13 protein-coding genes are annotated in these 17,252 nt (G+C 73.7%); 2 read left to right on the top strand and 11 right to left on the bottom strand.

The features are described 5' to 3' along the window. Positions 1–2 precede the first annotated feature (2 nt). From ACZ7LY_RS08435 to ACZ7LY_RS08480, 10 genes are all read right to left on the bottom strand, one after another. Positions 3–1,574, bottom strand: a complete 1,572-nt coding sequence (locus ACZ7LY_RS08435) for a 4-coumarate--CoA ligase family protein (RefSeq protein ID WP_471623742.1) — start codon at positions 1,572–1,574, stop codon at positions 3–5. Between the two features lie 29 nt (positions 1,575–1,603). Then, positions 1,604–2,776, bottom strand: a complete 1,173-nt coding sequence (locus tag ACZ7LY_RS08440) for an acyl-CoA dehydrogenase family protein (RefSeq protein WP_471623743.1) — start codon at positions 2,774–2,776, stop codon at positions 1,604–1,606. Then, positions 2,773–4,734 carry an acetyl/propionyl/methylcrotonyl-CoA carboxylase subunit alpha gene (locus ACZ7LY_RS08445; protein ID WP_471623744.1) on the bottom strand — a complete coding sequence of 654 codons (1,962 nt, stop codon included), beginning with the start codon at positions 4,732–4,734 and terminating at the stop codon, positions 2,773–2,775. The genes ACZ7LY_RS08440 and ACZ7LY_RS08445 overlap by 4 nt, the downstream gene beginning before the upstream one ends. Before the next feature lie 8 nt (positions 4,735–4,742). After that, on the bottom strand, positions 4,743–6,341 hold the full coding sequence (locus tag ACZ7LY_RS08450) for an acyl-CoA carboxylase subunit beta (protein WP_471623745.1): 1,599 nt from the start codon (positions 6,339–6,341) through the stop codon (positions 4,743–4,745). Then, a complete protein-coding gene (locus ACZ7LY_RS08455; RefSeq protein WP_471623746.1) occupies positions 6,338–8,035 on the bottom strand; it encodes an acyclic terpene utilization AtuA family protein in 1,698 nt (565 codons plus the stop codon). Before ACZ7LY_RS08455 ends, ACZ7LY_RS08450 begins: the two co-directional genes overlap by 4 nt. After that, a complete protein-coding gene (locus ACZ7LY_RS08460) occupies positions 8,032–8,835 on the bottom strand; it encodes a TIGR03084 family metal-binding protein (protein ID WP_471623747.1) in 804 nt (267 codons plus the stop codon). The genes ACZ7LY_RS08455 and ACZ7LY_RS08460 overlap by 4 nt, the downstream gene beginning before the upstream one ends. 677 nt (positions 8,836–9,512) lie before the next feature. Further along, on the bottom strand, positions 9,513–11,282 hold the full coding sequence (locus ACZ7LY_RS08465; RefSeq protein WP_471623748.1) for a glycine-rich protein: 1,770 nt from the start codon (positions 11,280–11,282) through the stop codon (positions 9,513–9,515). Beyond that, complete coding sequence (locus ACZ7LY_RS08470) at positions 11,279–12,103, bottom strand: hypothetical protein (RefSeq protein WP_471623749.1); 825 nt, start codon at positions 12,101–12,103, stop codon at positions 11,279–11,281. Before ACZ7LY_RS08470 ends, ACZ7LY_RS08465 begins: the two co-directional genes overlap by 4 nt. Positions 12,104–12,150: 47 nt before the next feature. Next, positions 12,151–12,819: a signal peptidase I gene (locus ACZ7LY_RS08475; RefSeq protein WP_471623750.1), complete on the bottom strand. Its 669-nt coding sequence runs from the start codon at positions 12,817–12,819 to the stop codon at positions 12,151–12,153. 215 nt (positions 12,820–13,034) lie between these two features. Next, on the bottom strand, positions 13,035–13,706 hold the full coding sequence (locus ACZ7LY_RS08480) for a hypothetical protein (protein ID WP_471623751.1): 672 nt from the start codon (positions 13,704–13,706) through the stop codon (positions 13,035–13,037). A 320-nt stretch (positions 13,707–14,026) separates the two neighbouring features. Here ACZ7LY_RS08480 and ACZ7LY_RS08485 point away from each other — a divergent pair, with 320 nt between their 5' ends. Then, complete coding sequence (locus ACZ7LY_RS08485; RefSeq protein WP_471623752.1) at positions 14,027–14,857, top strand: MurR/RpiR family transcriptional regulator; 831 nt, start codon at positions 14,027–14,029, stop codon at positions 14,855–14,857. Positions 14,858–15,196: 339 nt separating this feature from the next. On the opposite strand, the gene ACZ7LY_RS08490 is transcribed toward ACZ7LY_RS08485, so the two are convergent. Further along, on the bottom strand, positions 15,197–16,168 hold the full coding sequence (locus tag ACZ7LY_RS08490) for an EamA family transporter (RefSeq protein ID WP_471623753.1): 972 nt from the start codon (positions 16,166–16,168) through the stop codon (positions 15,197–15,199). 186 nt (positions 16,169–16,354) lie between these two features. On the opposite strand from ACZ7LY_RS08490, the gene ACZ7LY_RS08495 reads away from it, so the two are divergent. Continuing rightward, positions 16,355–17,248, top strand: a complete 894-nt coding sequence (locus ACZ7LY_RS08495) for a LysR family transcriptional regulator (RefSeq protein WP_471623754.1) — start codon at positions 16,355–16,357, stop codon at positions 17,246–17,248. Positions 17,249–17,252 lie beyond the last annotated feature (4 nt).

Below are 17,252 nucleotides of genomic sequence, written 5' to 3' on the forward strand. Positions count from 1 at the left end.
GGTCAGTTCTCCCTGAGGTGGCGGCGCAGGATCTTGCCGGACGCGGCGCGCGGCACCTCGGTGACGAAGGCGACGCGCCGGATCTTCTTGTAGGGGGCGACGCGTTCGGCCACGTACGCCATGACGTCCTCGGCGGTGAGTTGGTCGTCGGCGCGGACGACGAACGCCTTGGGGATCTCGTTGCCGTCGTCGTCGGGTACGCCGATGACGGCCGCGTCGGCGATCGCGTCATGGGTGAGCAGGAGCGCTTCGAGGTCGGCGGGGGCCACCTGGAAGCCCTTGTACTTGATGAGTTCCTTGACGCGGTCGACGACGAACAGCCAGCCGTCGGCGTCGACGCGGCCGACGTCGCCGGTGTGCACCCAGCCGTCGGCGTCGATCATCGCGGCGGTGGCGTCGGGGCGCCCGAGGTAGCCCTTCATGACCTGCGGGCCCCGGATCAGGATCTCGCCCTCGGCGCCGGGTTCGGCGTCGGTGGCGGGGTCGTCGAGGCGGACCAGGCGCATCTCGGTCGAGGCGATGAGGCGGCCGACCGTGCCGGGCGGCGGGTTCGGGGCGTCGGGCGCGACGACGTGGGTGCCGGGCGAGAGTTCCGTCATGCCGTACGCCTGGCCGACGGTCCCGCGCAGGCCGAGGCGGCGGGCGCAGGCGGCGGCCAGCGACGCGTCGAGCGGGGCGGCGGCGCTGATCACGTAGTCGAGCGAGGACAGGTCGCGGCCTTCGACGGCGGGGTGTTTGGCGAGGGCGAGCACGATGGGCGGGGCGACGTACAGGGCGTTGATGCGGTGCTTCTCGATGGCGGTGAGGAACGTGTCGAGGTCGAAGCGGGGCAGGACGACGACGGTGGCGCCCTGGCGCAGCGGGGCGTTCATGAGGGCGGTGAGCCCGTAGATGTGGAAGAAGGGCAGGACGGCCAGGACGCGGTCGCCGGGGCCCATGGGGATGACGGGTTCGAGCTGGGCGAGGTTGGTGGCGATGTTGCGGTGGGTGAGCATGACGCCCTTGGGGACGCCGGTGGTGCCGGAGGAGTAGGGCAGCGCGGCGACGTCGTGCGCGGGGTCGACGGGCACCTCGGGGACGGGCGCGGTGGTGGCGAGCATGTCGAACAGGGAGCGGTGGCCGTGGTCGCCGGGCGGGTCGGCGACCAGGATCTCCTCGATGCCGCCCGCGCGTTCGGCGGCGGCGCGGGCGGAGTCGAGGAGCGGGCCGACGGTGATGATCCAGCGGGCGCGGCTGTCGCGGAGTTGCTTGGCGAACTCGTCGGGTGTGGCGAGCGGGTGGACGGTGGTGACGGCGGCGCCCGCGCGGGTGGCGCCGTAGAAGGCGACCGGGTAGACGATGGTGTTCGGGCTGTGCAGCGCGACGACGTCCCCCGGCCGCACGCCCGCCTCGGCCAGTCCGGCGGCCACCTTGCGGTGGTACTGGTCGAGTTGGGCGTACGTGAGAGTCGTGCCGCCGATCCCGTCGACGAGGGCGGGACGGTCGCCGCGCGCGGCAGCGCCGCCGAGCACCGCGTCATGGATGGCCGCGTCCACGACGGCCGCGTCCGGGTAGGCGCTCCTGTACGTCACCATGCCAACTCCTCGTCGGTGATGGGCGGTTGTCAGTAGGACTTCGGCAGCCCGAGGCTCTGGTGCGAGACGTAGTTGAGGATCATCTCGCGGCTGACGGGGGCGATCCGGGCGACGCGGGAGCCGGTGATGAGGGACGCGAGGCCGAACTCGCGGGTGAGGCCGTTGCCGCCGAGGGTGTGCACGGCCTGGTCGACGGCGCGCACGCAGGCTTCCGCGGCGGCGTACTTGGCCATGTTGGCGGCCTCGCCCGCTCCGACGTCGTCGCCGTCGTCGTAGAGGCGGGCGGCCTTCTGCATCATCAGGCGGGCCAGCTCCAGTTCGATGTGGATCTGCGCGAGGGGGTGGGCGATGGCCTGGTGGGCGCCGATGGGGGCCTTCCACACGGTGCGTTCGCGGGCGTACTCGACGGCGCGGGCGAGCGCGAAGCGGCCCATGCCGATGGCGAACGCGGCGGTCATGACGCGCTCGGGGTTGAGCCCGGCGAACAGTTGCAGCAGGCCGGCGTCCTCGTCGCCGACGAGCGCGTCGGCGGGCAGGCGCACGTCGTCGAGGGTCAGCTCGAACTGCTTCTCCGGCGCCTGCACCTCCATGTCGATCTTGCGGCGGCCGAAGCCGGGAGTCTCGCGCTCCACGATGAACAGGCAGGGCTTGAGGGTGCCGGTGCGGGCGTCGGAGGTGCGGCCGACGATGAGGGTGGCGTCCGCGATGTCGACGCCGGAGACGAAGACCTTGCGCCCGTTCAGGACCCAGCTCCCGTCGTCCTCCTTGCGGGCGGTGGTGGTGATGCGGTGGGAGTTGGAGCCGGCGTCGGGCTCGGTGATGCCGAAGGCCATGGTGCGGGTGCCGTCGGCGAGTCCGGGCAGCCAGGCCCGCTTCTGCTCCTCGGTGCCGAACCGGGCGATGACGGTGCCGCAGATCGCGGGCGAGACGACCATCATCAGCAGCGGCGATCCGGCGGCGCCCAACTCCTCCAGGACAATGGACAGTTCGGCTATGCCGCCGCCTCCGCCGCCGTACTCCTCGGGCAGGTTGACGCCGAGGTAGCCGAGTTTGGCGGCCTCCGCCCACAGCTCGTCGGGGTGGCCGTCGGCGCCGGTGACGCGGGTCATGTAGGCGCGGCCGTAGCGCTTGCCGAGGGCGGCGACGGCGGCCCGCAGCGCGCGGTGTTCGTCGGTCTCCAGGACGGCACGGTCGGTGCTCATACGGGGGTCTCCTCGGGGGTGGCGGCGGCTTCGGCGCCGACGACGGCGAGCAGGGCGCCCACCTCGACCTGGCGGCCGACGGTGGCGTGCAGTGCGGTGAGGGTGCCGGAGGCGGGGGCGGTGACGCGGTGCTCCATCTTCATCGCCTCCAGCCAGATCAGGGGCTGCCCGGCGGTGACGGCGGCGCCCTCGGCGAGCCCTTCGGCGACGCGGACGACGGTGCCGGGCATCGGGGCGAGCAGCGAGCCGGGGGCCTGCCGGTCGGTGGGGTCGGTGAAGCGGGGCAGCGCGGTGAAGGCGTGCCCGTTCACGTACACCCGGTCGCCGTACACGGCCACGTCGAACTTCCGCCGCACGCCGCCGATTTCGAGGACGACGCGGTCGCGGCCCGCGTGGACGACGCGGATCTCGTCCGGCAGGTCGTGGAGGGTGATCGTCGCGGTCCCCTCGCCGCTCGCCTCGTCGGTCCGGGGGCGCGAGACGCTGGTGACACCGCCGGCCTCGACGCCGGTGCGGGTGTGGCGGTAGCGGGCCTTGTACTCGGTGCCGTACGGCTCGCTGCGGTACCGCCGGATCTGCTCCTGCGAGGGCAGGTTGCGGAAGCCGCCGAAGCGGGAGCGGCCCTGGGCCTGGGCGAGCGCGGCGGCGAGCGGTGCGCAGGGGTCCTCGTCCGGCGCGGTCAGCTCGGCGAGGTGGCGCTCGTAGAACCCGGTGTCCATGCGGGCGCCCGTGAACTCGGGGTGGCGCAGGGACCGTACGAGCAGGTCGCGGTTGGTGACGGGGCCGTGCACGGCGGCCCGTTCCAGCGCCCCGGCGAGGGCGCGGACGGCCTCGGCGCGGGTCGGGGCGTGGGCGACGGCCTTGGCGAGCATGGCGTCGTAGTGGACGCCGATGGTGTCGCCGTCGGTGTACCCGGTGTCGAGGCGGACGGCGCCGGGGACGGCGAGCCGGTGCAGGGTGCCGGTCTGCGGGGCGAAGCCGGCGGCCGGGTCCTCGGCGTACAGGCGGGCCTCGACGGCGTGGCCGCGCGGCGCGGGCGGTTCGGGGGCGAGCGCCTCCCCTTCCGCGATGCGCAGTTGCAGGGCGACGAGGTCGATGCCGAACACGGCCTCGGTGACGGGGTGTTCGACCTGGAGCCGGGTGTTCATCTCCAGGAAGTGCGCGCGCCCGTCGGCCACGAGGAACTCCACGGTCCCGGCGCCGACGTACGACACGGACCGCACCGCCCGCTCGGCCACCTTGTGCAGTTCGCGGACGAGGGAGGGCGGCAGGCCGGGGGCGGGGGCCTCCTCGACGACCTTCTGGTGGCGGCGCTGGAGGGAGCAGTCGCGGGTGCCGAGGAGCCAGACCGTGCCGTGGGTGTCGGCGAGGACCTGCACCTCGACGTGGCGTCCGCCCTCGACGTACGGCTCGACGAACACCTCGCCGTCCCCGAACGCGGCCAGCGCCTCCGACCGCGCCGCCGCCAACTCCTCTTCCAGCGCGCCCAGTTCGCGTACGACGCGCATGCCGCGTCCGCCGCCGCCCGCCGCCGCTTTCACGAGCACGGGCAGGTCGGCGGCGCTCACGTCGGTGAGCGGGGCGATGCCGAGGAGCTGTTTGGCGCGGGTCTTGGACGCCATGGCCTCGATCGCCTCGGGCGGCGGCCCGATCCAGACGAGTCCCGCGTCGCTGACGGCGCGCGCGAAGCCGGCGTTCTCGGACAGGAAGCCGTAGCCGGGGTGGACGGCGTCGGCGCCCGCGTCCAGGGCGGCCTTCACGACGAGGTCGGCGCGCAGATAGGTGTCGGCGGGCGTGGCCCCCGGCAGCCGTACGGCGAGGTCGGCCTCGCGCACGTGCAGGGCGTCCGCGTCCGCGTCGGAGTGCACGGCGACGGTACGGATGCCCTGGTCACGGCAGGTGCGGAAGACGCGGCAGGCGATCTCGCCGCGGTTGGCGACGAGCACAGAGGTGATCATGTTCGGCCTCACATCCGGAAGACGCCGAAGCCGCCGCGGGCGCCCTCGTACGGTGCGGTGTGGATCGCGGACAGGCAGATGCCGAGGACGGTGCGGGTGTCGCGCGGGTCGATGACGCCGTCGTCGTAGAGGCGTCCGGACAGGAACGCCGGCAGCGACTCGGACTCGATCTGCTGCTCGACCATGGCGCGCAGCGCGGCGTCCGCCTCGTCGTCGTAGGGGCGGCCCTTGGCGGCGGCGGACTGGCGGGCGACGATGGACAGGACCCCGGCGAGCTGCTGCGGGCCCATGACTGCGGACTTGGCGCTGGGCCAGGCGAACAGGAAGCGCGGGTCGTAGGCGCGTCCGCACATGCCGTAGTGGCCGGCGCCGTAGGAGGCGCCGAGGAGCACGGACAGGTGCGGGACGCGGGAGTTGGAGACCGCGTTGATCATCATCGCGCCGTGTTTGATGATGCCGCCCTGCTCGTACTCCTTGCCGACCATGTAGCCGGTGGTGTTGTGCAGGAACAGCAGCGGGATGTCGCGCTGGTTGGCCAACTGGATGAACTGCGCGGCCTTTTGGGACTCCTCGCTGAACAGGACGCCCTGCGCGTTGGCGAGGATGCCGACCGGGTAGCCGTGCAGCGCGGCCCAGCCGGTGACGAGCGAGGCCCCGTACAGCGGCTTGAACTCGTCGAAGTCGGAGGCGTCCACGATCCGGGCGATGACCTCGCGCGGGTCGAACGGCACCTTCAGGTCCTCCGGCACGATCCCCAGCAACTCCTCGGGGTCGTACTTGGGAGCTTCCACAGCCTGTGGATCGGCGTACGCCTTGCGGTGGTTGAGCCGGGCGACGACCCGGCGGGCCTGGCGGATCGCGTCCTGCTCGTCGCGCGCGAAGTAGTCGGCGAGCCCGGAGGTGCGGGCGTGCATGGCGGCGCCGCCCAGGGACTCGTCGTCGCTCTCCTCGCCGGTCGCCATCTTCACCAGCGGCGGCCCGCCGAGGAACACCTTCGCGCGGTCCTCGACCATGATGACGTGGTCGGACATGCCGGGGACGTACGCGCCTCCGGCGGTGGAGTTGCCGAAGACGACGGCGACGGTGGGGATTCCGGCGGCGGAGAGCCGGGTGATGTCGCGGAAGATCCCGCCGCCGGGGATGAAGATCTCCTTCTGGGACGGCAGATCGGCGCCGCCGGACTCGACGAGGGAGATGCAGGGCAGCCGGTTGGCGTACGCGATCTCGTTGGCGCGCAGGGCCTTCTTCAGCGACCACGGGTTGGAGGCGCCGCCGCGCACGGTCGGGTCGTTCGCCGTGATCAGGCACTCGACGCCCTCGACGACACCGATGCCGGTGACGAGGGACGCGCCCACGGTGTAGTCGCTGCCCCAGGCGGCGAGCGGCGACAGTTCGAGGAACGGCGTGTCGGGGTCGAGCAGCAGCTCGATCCGCTCCCGGGCGAGCAGCTTGCCCCGGTCGCGGTGGCGCTGGACGTACTTCTCGCCGCCGCCCGCCAGCGCCTTGGCGTGCTCGGCGTCGAGTGCGGCGAGCTTGTCGAGCAGGGCCGCGCGGTGGGCGGCGTACTCGTCGGACCGGGTGTCCAGGGCGCTGGCCAGGACGGTCACAGCAGTGCCTCCGGTATGTCGAGGTGGCGGGAGCGCAGCCATTCGCCGAGGCCCTTGGCCTGCGGGTCGAAGCGGGCCTGCGCGGCGACGCCCTCGCCGAGGATGCCCCCGACGGTGAAGTTGAGGGCGCGGAGGTTCGGCAGGACGTGCCGGTTGACGCGCAAGTCGGCTGTCTCGGGCAGGAGTTGGCGCAGGCGGTCGGTGGTGAGGGTGTGGGCGAGCCAGCGCCAGGCGTCGCCACCGCCCACCCAGACGCCGATGTTGGCGTCGCCGCCCTTGTCGCCGCTGCGGGCGCCCGCGACGAGCCCGAGGGGGGCGCGCCGGGTGGGCCCGGGGGGCGGCGGCACGGGCGGCGCGGGCTCCTCCACGGGGGCGAGCGGCCGGCCGGGCCCCGGCGGAGGCGGTACGGCGACGCGCTTCCCGTCGGGCAGCACGGCGACGTGCGGCACGTCCGCGCGGTCGATGTACGCGGCTTCGAAGACGCCGTACGGGGAGCCCTTGCCGGGCGGCGCGGTGACGTGGAAGCCCGGGTAGGAGCCGAGGGCGAGTTCGACGGCGGCGCCGCTCAGGGCGCGTCCCACGACGTCCTGGTCGGGGTCGCGTACGACGAGGCGCAGCAGGGCGCTGGCCCCCTCCTCGGTGTCCGCGTCGGCCCGGTCGGTACGCGCCAGCTCCCAACGCACGTCGCGTGGCGGCGACTTGGCGAGAGCGTCGCCCAACTGACGCTGGACCAGCTCGGCCTTGGCTTCGATGTCGAGTCCGGTGAGGACGAAGATGACCTCGTTGCGGAAGCCGCCGAGTTTGTTGAGGCCGACCTTGAGGGTGGGCGGGGGCGCCTCGCCGCGCACGCCCTCGACGCGGACCCGGTCGGGGCCGTCGTCGCTGAGGCGGACGGTGTCGAGGCGGGCGGTCACGTCGGGCCCGGCGTAGCGGGCGCCGCCGGTCTCGTAGAGGAGTTGGGCGGTGGCGGTGCCGACGGTGACGAGGCCGCCGGTGCCGGGGTGCTTGGTCAGGACGCTGCTGCCGTCGGCGTGGATCTCGGCGAGCGGGAAGCCGGGGCGGGTCAGGCGGGCGGTGTGTGCGGCGAAGTGGGCGTAGTTCCCGCCGGTGGCCTGCGTGCCGCACTCCAGGAGGTGCCCGGCGACGACGGCCCCGGCGAGCTGGTCGTACGCGTCGGGCGCCCACCCGAAGTGCCAGGCCGCGGGCCCGCTGACCAGGGCGGCGTCGGTGACGCGTCCGGTGACGACGATGTCGGCGCCCGCCGCGAGGCACGCGGTGATGCCGGCGCCGCCGAGGTAGGCGTTGGCGGTGAGCGCGCCGGGGTGGCGTCCGCTCGCGCTGAGGTCGTCGCCCTCGACGTGAGCGACGCGTACGGGGAGGCCGAGCCGGTCCGCCAACTCCCTGACGTCTGCCGCGAGTCCGGCGGGGTTGAGGCCGCCCGCGTTGGTGACGATCTTCGTGCCGGAGTCGGCGGCGAGGCCGAGGCACTGTTCCAACTGGCGCAGGAACGTGCGGGCGTAGCCGCGCGCCGGGTCCTTCAGGCGGTCGCGGCCGAGGATGAGCATGGTCAGCTCGGCGAGGTAGTCGCCGGTGACGACGTCGAGGGGGCCGCCGGTCAGCATCTCGCGCAGGGCGTCGAAGCGGTCGCCGTAGAACCCGGAGGCGTTCCCGATCCGCAGCGGGCGGGCGCTCACCCGGCGGCTCCCTTCGGGGCGCGGCCGGCGCCGGGCGGGCCCGCGAACGCCTGCGCGATGTCCAGCCAGGCGTCGGCGTCGGCGCCCTCGGCGCGTACGGCGAGGTCGGCGCGGTGGGCGCGCTGGGTGACGAGCAGGCAGAAGTCGAGCGCGGGCCCGGTGACACGCTGGGCGGCACCTTCGGGCCCGTACGTCCACAACTCCCCTCCCGGAGCCTGGAGTTCGACCCGGAACTCCTCCTCCGGTACGGGCTTGCCGTGGGCGGTGAAGGCGAAGTCGCGGGCGCGGACGCCGATGCGGGCGACGTGCCGGAGGCGGGCGGTGGGGGTGCGGGTGACGCCGAGCGCGTCGGCGATGTCCTGGCCGTGGGCCCAGGTCTCCATCAGGCGGCCCGTCGCCATCGACGCGGCGGACATCGGGGGCCCGAACCAGGGGAACTTGGCCTTGCTGTCGGCGGCTTTCCGCAGCGCCCTGTCGAGTGCTTCGCGGCCGGTGCGCCAGCGGGCGAGCAGGTCATCGGGCGCCAGTGCCGCGCCTTCCTCGGCGCCGTCGTCGACGAAGGTGTCCGGGGCGGCCAGCGCCTTCTCGACCTCTTCGGTGAACGCGGCCGGGTCCGTCACGGCGATCAGGGCCGCGCGGTCCGTCCAGGCCAGGTGGGCGATCTGATGCGCCACCGTCCAGCGTGGCGCGGGGGTGGGGGCGGTCCACTCCGTGGGGGTCAACTCGGCTACCAGAGCGTCTAGTTCGGCGCCTTCTGTGCGGAGGTCTTCGATGACGGGGGGCGGGGCGGCGTCCGACACGGGGCCCTCCGGGGGTGGGCGGGTTCTGGGCTTGCCCGGAGCATGGCAGTCGTACCGGAAACAATCAAGCATGCTTGCATGAAAACTCCGTTCGGGGGTGCGGGGCGCTGCCCTCGACCTCGCCAGACTGACCTCACCGCCGACTCCGGCCTCTGCGGCGCTTGGCTAGCTGACCTCGCCCCCAACTCCCGGCCTACGGCCCTGGGGTCCCTGGCGGTCTGGGCTCAGCGCCAACATCCAGCCCCTCCGGCGATTGAGGAACGGGGGCTGGGGCAGCGCCCCAGAGTGCCGGGTGCGTCGTGGCCGAGCGCGCAGTTCCCCGCGCCCCTGGCGGGGCTGCCAACCCCGGTGCCTTTTAGGCGCCCCCCGCCGCCTTGGGCAGTCTGCCGCCTGGGGCGGCACGGGTGGGCAAGGCGGCCCCCAGCGCCGGGTGCGTTGATGTTGTGCGTTCAGTGCGGCCCCGGTGGGGCTTCTCGCGCAGTTCCCCGCGCCCCTGAGGGAGTCGGCCTCAGCGCATACTCCCAGCCTCTCCGGCGCTTGAGGAGCGGGGGCTGGGGCAGCGCCCCAGAGTGCCGGGTGCGTTGTGGTTGAGCGCGCAGTTCCCCGCGCCCCTTAGGGAGTCGACCTCAGCGCCCGTTTCCAGCGGCAGCGCGGCCGCGCCCCTGAGGGAGTCGGCCTCAGCGCAAACTCCCAGCCTCTCCGGCGCTTGAGGAGCGGGGGGTGGGGCAGTGCCTCAGGGTGCCGGGTTCGCCGTGGCTGGGCGCGCAGTTCCCCGCGCCCCTTGGGGAGTCGGCCTCAGCGTCCGTTTCCAGCGGCGGCGCGGCCGCGCCCCTTGGGGAGTCGGCCTCAGCGTCTGCTTCCAGTCCCTCCGGTGCTTGAGGAGCGGGGCTTGGGGTGGAGCCCCGGGGTGCCGGGTTCGTCGTGGCTGAGCGCGCCGTTCCCCGCGCCCCTGACGGGGCTGACCTCGGCGCCCGCTCCCGGCCTCCGGACTCGGCGGGGCTGGGCGCAGCCCCGGCTCCCAGGGCCGTCGGCGATGGAGGCGCCGGCTTCCATTGGATGACGATGAGACCCGTACCGCCCTTGCCGGCCCCGTCCTGCCGGGCGCCGCCCCGTCCCGCCCGGCCGACGTACTGGTCGTCGGACGCCCCGGCGGGATCACCCCCGTGTTCGATCTGCGCGGCGCCGGCCCCCGGCACCGTACGCCCCTGCGTCACCGCCGCCGGGTCCACGTAGCCGGAGCCACCGCCCCCGCCACCGGCGGCGTCACCGTCGGTTCCGGCCGCGCAGTCGCCACCTCCGCCGCCGAACCAGCCGCCCCCGCCGCCACCGCCGCCGTTCGGCGAGGTGTTCTTGACGGGAGACCAACCCCCGTACCCGCCATTGAACTTGGTCCCTGGCTTCGGAGGACCGGAGAGACAGTTCCCCCCGGTGCCCCGCGCCCCGCCCGCCGTCTGGGTGCCGGGGGCGCCCTGCTTGCTGTCCGTGCGGCCGGTGACGGCGGCGCCGCTCTCTCCCCCGCCGCCACCGCCCGCGTTCAGGTCAGTGCGCGGCCGGTTCATGGAGTTGGCGGGCCCGCCCCCTCCGCCACCCGCGATGAGCAGCGGCTTCTCGCCGTCCCACACCGCGCTCATGCCGCCGCCGCTGCCCCCGTAGTTGGGGCCGTACCCGGGGTTGCCGCCTCCGCCGTAGGTGCGCCGCTTCTGGAGGCCGCCTCCCTCACCCGCCATCAGGCGCAGGTGCTTGGCGGCCGGCACGGACAGGTTCCCGGTGGTGTAGCCGCCGCCACCGCCGCCCCGGGTGTACGAGTAGTCGGTGCCGGCGCCACCCGCACCCCACAGCCGTACGTTCACCTGGTGCACGTCCTTCGGCACGACGAAGTCCTGGTCGCCGCCGGTGTACGTGTAACGCAGGCACCCCGCGTAACCCGCCGAAGGGGGACACGGCGTGCCGTTCTTCTCGGTCGTCACGGTGATGGCGGCGGAGTTCTGGGCCTTGTCCTCCACCGTCTGCCGGACACGGAAGTCGAAGATGCCGCCGACCACACCGGCCCCGGTGACCGCGGCGGCCTGCTTCCACCGCCCGTCCGAGTCGACCCGCGCGGAGAAGCCGTCCAGCTTCTTCCATCCCGTACCGCCGGACGCGCGGTAGTACAGCTCCAGCGTGGCCCCGGGCTGTCCGGTGCCGCTGAAGAGGACCGTGCCGGTCTTCGGGTCGGGGACCAGGACCGAACCGTCGGCGGGCGTGCTGATCGCGGGCCGTTCGATGTGCGGGCCGTGCTCGTCGGCGGGGCCGAAGGCACCCGACCGGGCCGTCGCCGTCGAGACGGGGAGGGCGCGGCCGGGGCCGGATGCCACCGCGAGGCACGCGGCGGCCGCGACCGCGCCGGTGGTGAGCAGGGCCCGGTCCCGGGCGCGCCGTCCGGGGTGGCGGGAGTGAAAGCCGTTCATGACTGCGCTCCTTGATGGTCTCCGGCGAGCGAGGCCGTGGCGGTGTCCTCCTCGGCGTCGGTGTCCTGCGTACGGTGGCGCTGCGATGTCCACACCGCCGCACCGGCGACGATCGCCCCCAGCGCCAGCAGGGCGAGGCCCCACATCTCGGCGCCGGTGCGGGCCAGGATGCCGCCCGTCGAGGAGTCGGGCGGTGAGTCCGTCGACGTACCGGCCGGGAAGCCCGAACCGTTGCCGCCGCCCGCCGTGCCCGCGTCCGGTTCCGCGCCCGTGCCCGTGACCGTGACCTTGAGCGTGACGCGCGCCGTCGTGCCGTCGAGGCCGGCCGGCAGACGCGCGGGGACCGTGAACGTCAGCTTCAGGTGGTGGACTTCGCGGGCCGCCATCCGCCGCGTACCGAGGTCCACCGCCGCGCGCAACGCGGTGCCGGGCGCGGCGAGTTCCGTACGCCTCCCCGCGCAGGCGCCGTCCTTCCACGCGACCGAGCACCCCTGGACGCCCGCGAGCAGACCGCCGCCGTCGGTGAGCCGGCCCTCGCCCCACAGGCTCGCCGTCTCCGTCAGCGGACCGCCGGTCCCGGCGATCACGTCCAGGTAGCGGGTGACCCGGTCGCCCGGTTCGAGGCCGGGGGTGTCGGCCGTCCACGCCGTGCCGGGGCCCGACACGATGCGCAGGGTGTCAGGCCCGCCGGGGGCGTCCGCGGCGAGCGCCTGCCCGGCCGCAGGGCCCGCGAGGGCCGCCGCGACGGTGGCCGCCGCGGTGACGGCCCGCCCCGCGCGGCGCCGCCGTGGCGGGCGGGGCCGGATTCGCCTCTGGTTCACAGTGATGCACCTCTTCTCACCCGGGCCACGGGGGCTCCGGTGCGTAGTCATCCGCCGTTCCGCCGCCACGGCAGAAGCCGGCGCACCCCCCACCCCATGAGGCACAGTCCGGCCACCGCCCCCGTCACGGCGAGCGGCCCCGCGTGCGCCACGTTCCGCGCGATGCCCCCGGCTCGCGGGACGACGTGGACGACGCGGGCGTACGTGCCCGGCCCGGACAGGTCGATCTTCCAGGGGTCCATGGCGTCGTTCGCGTCGCCCTTGGTACGGATCACGCGCCCCGCCGCGTACTTCTCGTCCCGCACAACCCGGTGCACGACCGGCTTGCCGTCCTTCGGCGTCCACGGGCGCGGCGGCCGGAACGCGATGATGTCGCCCTCGGCGATGTCCCGCGCCTCGACCGGCCGGGTGACGGCCAGCGAACCGGCCGGCATCACCGGGGTCATCGACGGCGTCAGGATCGGCATGAACCGCACGTCGTAGACCGTCCGCGCGACGCCCGCCGCCAGTACGGCGAGGACGAAGGCGGTGACCAGCAGCGTCGACAGGGCGCGCAAGGCGCCGCGCACCACCCGCCACAGTCCGGTACGCCGATGCCGGGGGCGGCCGGTGTGCCGGGCCGGGCGGCCTTGGTGCCGTTCGGCGACACGCGGCAGTTCCAGGGTCGTCGCCTCGTCGGCCGGCGGGGCGGCCGGGGCGGGGGGCACGTCGGTCACGTTCTCTCGTACTTCCTGCGGGCGGGCCGCCGGGGTGCGTCGGGGGCGGGGCCGGGCCGGCCGAGGGGGAGGTGCGGCCCGGCCCCTGGGCCTCTCGTCCGTCAGGCGGCGGGCCTGTCAGGATGCGGACGAGAGGTCCCAGAGCCTTTCCTCCGGTCGCGGCCGGGTTCGTGCCCGGCCGCGACCGGGAAGGCCCTGGTCCGTCGGCTCAGCGGTCAGTTGCCGCTGTCGGCGCCGCCGTCGGCCGGGGTGCCGGTGCCGGTGCCGGTGAAGGCGAAGCTGATCGAGTCGATCATCTGGCTCTTGACGGCTTCCCAGTTCTTCTCGGTGCCGTTCTTCAGGTAGACGTGCAGGTCGACGGGGAGGTCGTTCTTCTCGAAGCTGCGGAGCGTGCCGCCGGCGGCGGACAGGTCCACGGGCAGGGTGCCCTTCTGGACGATCTCCGCGGCGGACAGACCGCTGGCCACGCGCTTGCCGCCTGCCTCGACGTCCACCAGGAGCTGCTTGGCCAGGCCCTCGTTCTTCGCGTTCTTGGCGTAGTTGACCTTCAGGCCGACGGTGTCGATGTCCTGCTTGCCGCCCGCCGTCAGGTGGACGGTGGTCTGGGCGCCTTCGCCGTCGTTGGCCATCTTGGCGTTGGTGAGCTGCTTCGAGAGGTCGGCCTCCTGGTGGTGGTCGACGAGCAGCGAGACGTCCGTGGTCTTGTCCGGGTCGTCGCCGTTGTGCTCGGTGGTGCCGAAGAGGCCGGACGTCGCCAGGGCGGTGGACGTCGACAGCGCGTAACCGCCGGCGGCGAGCAGGCCGGCGCCCGCCACCAGGGCGACCGCGGCGATCGCCTTCTTCTTCTTCGCCGTCCGCTGCTTGTCGTTCTCAGGCATCTCGGTCATGGGGTTCTTCCTATCTGCGGTGCCAATGGGCGGGAGGCGGCAGGCGGTTGGGAGCGTCTGCCGCCGGATGTGGTGTGCGCCGATGCGCCGCACCGGCCGCGCCGCATTTCATTAGAGCTTCAATGAACGTTGCAGTCAAATTCGTATGCAACGTGCGTTGCGGTCATGGGGGAGGCGGGTGCGCGGGGCGCCGGGCTCGCGGGGCACTGGGCGCGCGGGGCGCACCTAGACTGGGAGGAACGGAATTCCGCGCTTCAGGTGCGGCTGTCTGGGAGGTGAGAGGGTCGCTCCAGGTACGTATCGCGGAGCAGCTCGCGAACATGCCGCGCGGAAGTCAGGCCGCACGCGTCCTCGAGGTGTTGCAGACCAGCCCCGAGTTCGCCTCGTACGCCTCGGCCCGCGACATGGCCCAGCGGGCGGGGGTGAACGCGTCGACCGTCACCCGCGCCGCCCAGCAGATGGGGTTCTCCGGCTGGCCGGACCTCCAGCTCGAAGTCCGCAGTCAGTACCTGTCGGCGCTGTCCGGGCCCGAGGTGCTGAGCGAGCACGCGAGCGCGATGAACGAGACGCCGACGAAAGCGGCGCTGCACCGCGACAGCGACCACCTGGCCAGGATGGCGCGGACGCTCGACGCGGCCGAGGTCAAGGCGTTGGCCGACGCCATCGCCGCCGCGCCGCGCACGCTCGTCACCGCGTCCGGCAGCTTCTCCGCACCGGCCATGGTGCTGTCCTACCTCGGCACGGCCATGGGGTTCGACATCCGGCTCGACACGATGGCCGGTTCCGAGCGGACCACGCAGCTCAATCTGCTGCCTGAGGGCAGTTGCCTGGTCATCTTCAACTTCTGGCGCACTCCTCGTGAGTTGATCGCGATCTCCGAGGCGGCCGGGCGGCGCGGGATCACGGTCTGCCTCGTCACCGACCGGCGGACCAGCCGGCTGGCGCAGACCGCGGGGCTCGTCGTCGCGGTGCCCAGTGAGGGCGCGTCCGTCTTCCCCTCCATGACTCCGGCTGTCGCCATCAGTCATGCCGTTCTCGCGGAGATCGCTGCGGCGTATCCCGAGCGGGCGGCTCGTAGCATCAGCGGGGTCGAGGGTTGGTGGGAGGACATCGACCTCATGGATCGCTCCACGGGCCGCGCAACGCCCTGACCGCCCCTCCATAATACGCAACGCCCGTTGCATCTCCAACTCCGCGCAACACTCCTCCCCGGAGCGGATTCGAACTTCCGGCGCTGCCCCCACCCCCCTCTCCTCAATCGCCGGAGGGGCTGGGAGGTTGACGCCGAGGCCGGCCCCCAGACCCCCAGGGCCGAAGGCCAAGAGCGGACGCTCAGCCCAGCCCCGTAAGGGGCGCGGGGAACTGCGCGATCAGCCACAGCGCACGCTGTAGACGAAGAACCACCAGCCGGGGCTGCCACCTAAGGGGCGCGGGGAACTGCGCGGGAAGACCCACCGGAGCCGCACCCGAGGCCAGACCTCGACGCTCCGTCAGTCGCGGACAGCCGGCCGAACCCCCCGCGACTGCGTACGAACCGCCCCGATACTCGCCCCGATGACCAACCCGACAGCCGCAGCCTGCGCAGCAGAAAGCGCCTGACTCAGCACAAGGAACCCCGCCAGCGCCGCGATCGCCGGCTCAAGCGACATCATCACGGCGAACGTGGACGCCGGCAGCCGCCGCAACGCCATCAGCTCAAGCGTGTACGGCAGCACGGACGACAGCAGCGCGACCGCCGCCCCGAGCCCGACCGTGACGGGATCGAGCAGCCGCCCGCCCGCCTCGGCGACCCCGAGCGGCAGACAGAGCACCGCCGCCACGGCCATGGCGAGCGCAAGCCCGTCGGCCTGCGGGAAGCGACGTCCCGTACGGGCACTGAAGACGATGTACGCCGCCCACATACCGCCCGCCGCGAAGGCGAACGCCACGCCGACCGGGTCGAGCCCGCCGAGCCCCTCGCCCGCGCCGCCGAGCAGGAAGACCCCGCACAGGGCGAGCGCGGCCCACAGGAAGTTGACCGCGCGGCGCGAGGCGATGACGGACAGGGCGAGCGGGCCGAGCACCTCGAAGGTGACCGCGAGGCCGAGCGGGATACGGGCGGTGGACTGGTAGAACAGCAGGTTCATGCCGCCCATGGCGACGCCGAACGCGACGACGGTCCCCCAGTCCGTACGGGAGTGCCCGCGCAGCCGGGGCCGGCAGACGGCGAGCAGGACGATCGCGGCGACGACGAGCCGCAGCGTGACGACGCCGACCGCGCCGGCCCTCGGCATGAGCGTGACGGCGAGCGCCCCGCCGAACTGGACGGAGACGCAGCCGCCGAGCACGAGCCCGACCGGCCCCAGCGCGCCCCACCGGCTCTGCGGCGCCGCCCCTTCGGAGGGCGTGGAAGCAGTGGAAGAGGCGGAGGCGGGCGCTCCGCCGTGGTTCCCCGTACTGGTCTCGGTCTGCGGGCCGCTCACGGTCCACCCCTCTCGTCGCTCCCGGCCGCCCCGGACCCGGTCCCGTCGATCGACCGCCCCGAAGTTCAGCACACTGCACTACATGGGGCATTCTACTGAACTGCGTAAGCCCCGTACCCCACCACGCTAGAACCGTCCGCCGCGCCCTGTGAAATGCCTTCTGCGCTCCCGTTATGCTCCGCAGACATGAGCCGGGACCCCGCCAGCACCCCTTCCGCGTCCGTCGAACTGCGCCACCTGCGCTGTTTCCTCGCCGTGGCCGACGAGGGCAACGTGACGCGGGCCGCCGCCCGCCTGCGCCTGACCCAGCCCGCCGTCTCCCGCACGCTCGCCGCGCTGGAGGACGCGCTCGGCGTGCGGCTCGTCGACCGTTCCACGCACCATCTGGCGCTGACGCCTGAGGGCCGCGCGTTCCAGGAGAAGGCGGCGGTCGCGGTCGCCGCGTTCGAGGACGCGCTCGCCGCCGCCCGCACCCCGCGCCGCCCGCTGCGCCTCGGTCACGCCTGGTCGGCGGCCGGCGCGTACACCACTCCCCTGCTGCGCCGCTGGCGCCAGGAGCACCCGGACGTCCCCCTCGAACTCCTCCGCGTCGACGACCGCACCGCCGGGCTGACCCGGGGCGCGGTCGACGTGGCGCTGCTGCGCGGGCCCGTGGACACGCCCGGCCTGGTCACCGAGCTGCTGCACCACGAGGAGCGGGTCGCGGCCCTGCCCGGCGACAGCCCGCTCGCCGCCCGCGACCGCCTCACGCTCGCCGACCTCGCCACGCAGGTCATCGCCCTGAACACGGTCTCCGGTACGACGACGCTCGCGCTGTGGCCCGCCGCCGCCCGGCCCACGACGACGCTCACCGTCGCCAACACCGACGACTGGCTCGCCGCCATCGCCGCGGGCCAGGCGGTCGGCGTCACCTCGACGGCGACCGTCGGCATGCATCCGCACCCGGGCGTCGCCTACGTCCCGCTCACCGACGCGCCGCCCGTCCCCGTCTCCCTCGCGCACCGCGCGGCCCCGGCCCACCCGAGCGTCCCGGCGCTGATCGCGCTGGCCCGCGAGGTCATCGGGGGCGGCGGGGCTTAGAGGC

The sequence above is a fragment of the Streptomyces sp. NPDC107550 genome (assembly GCF_055639095.1).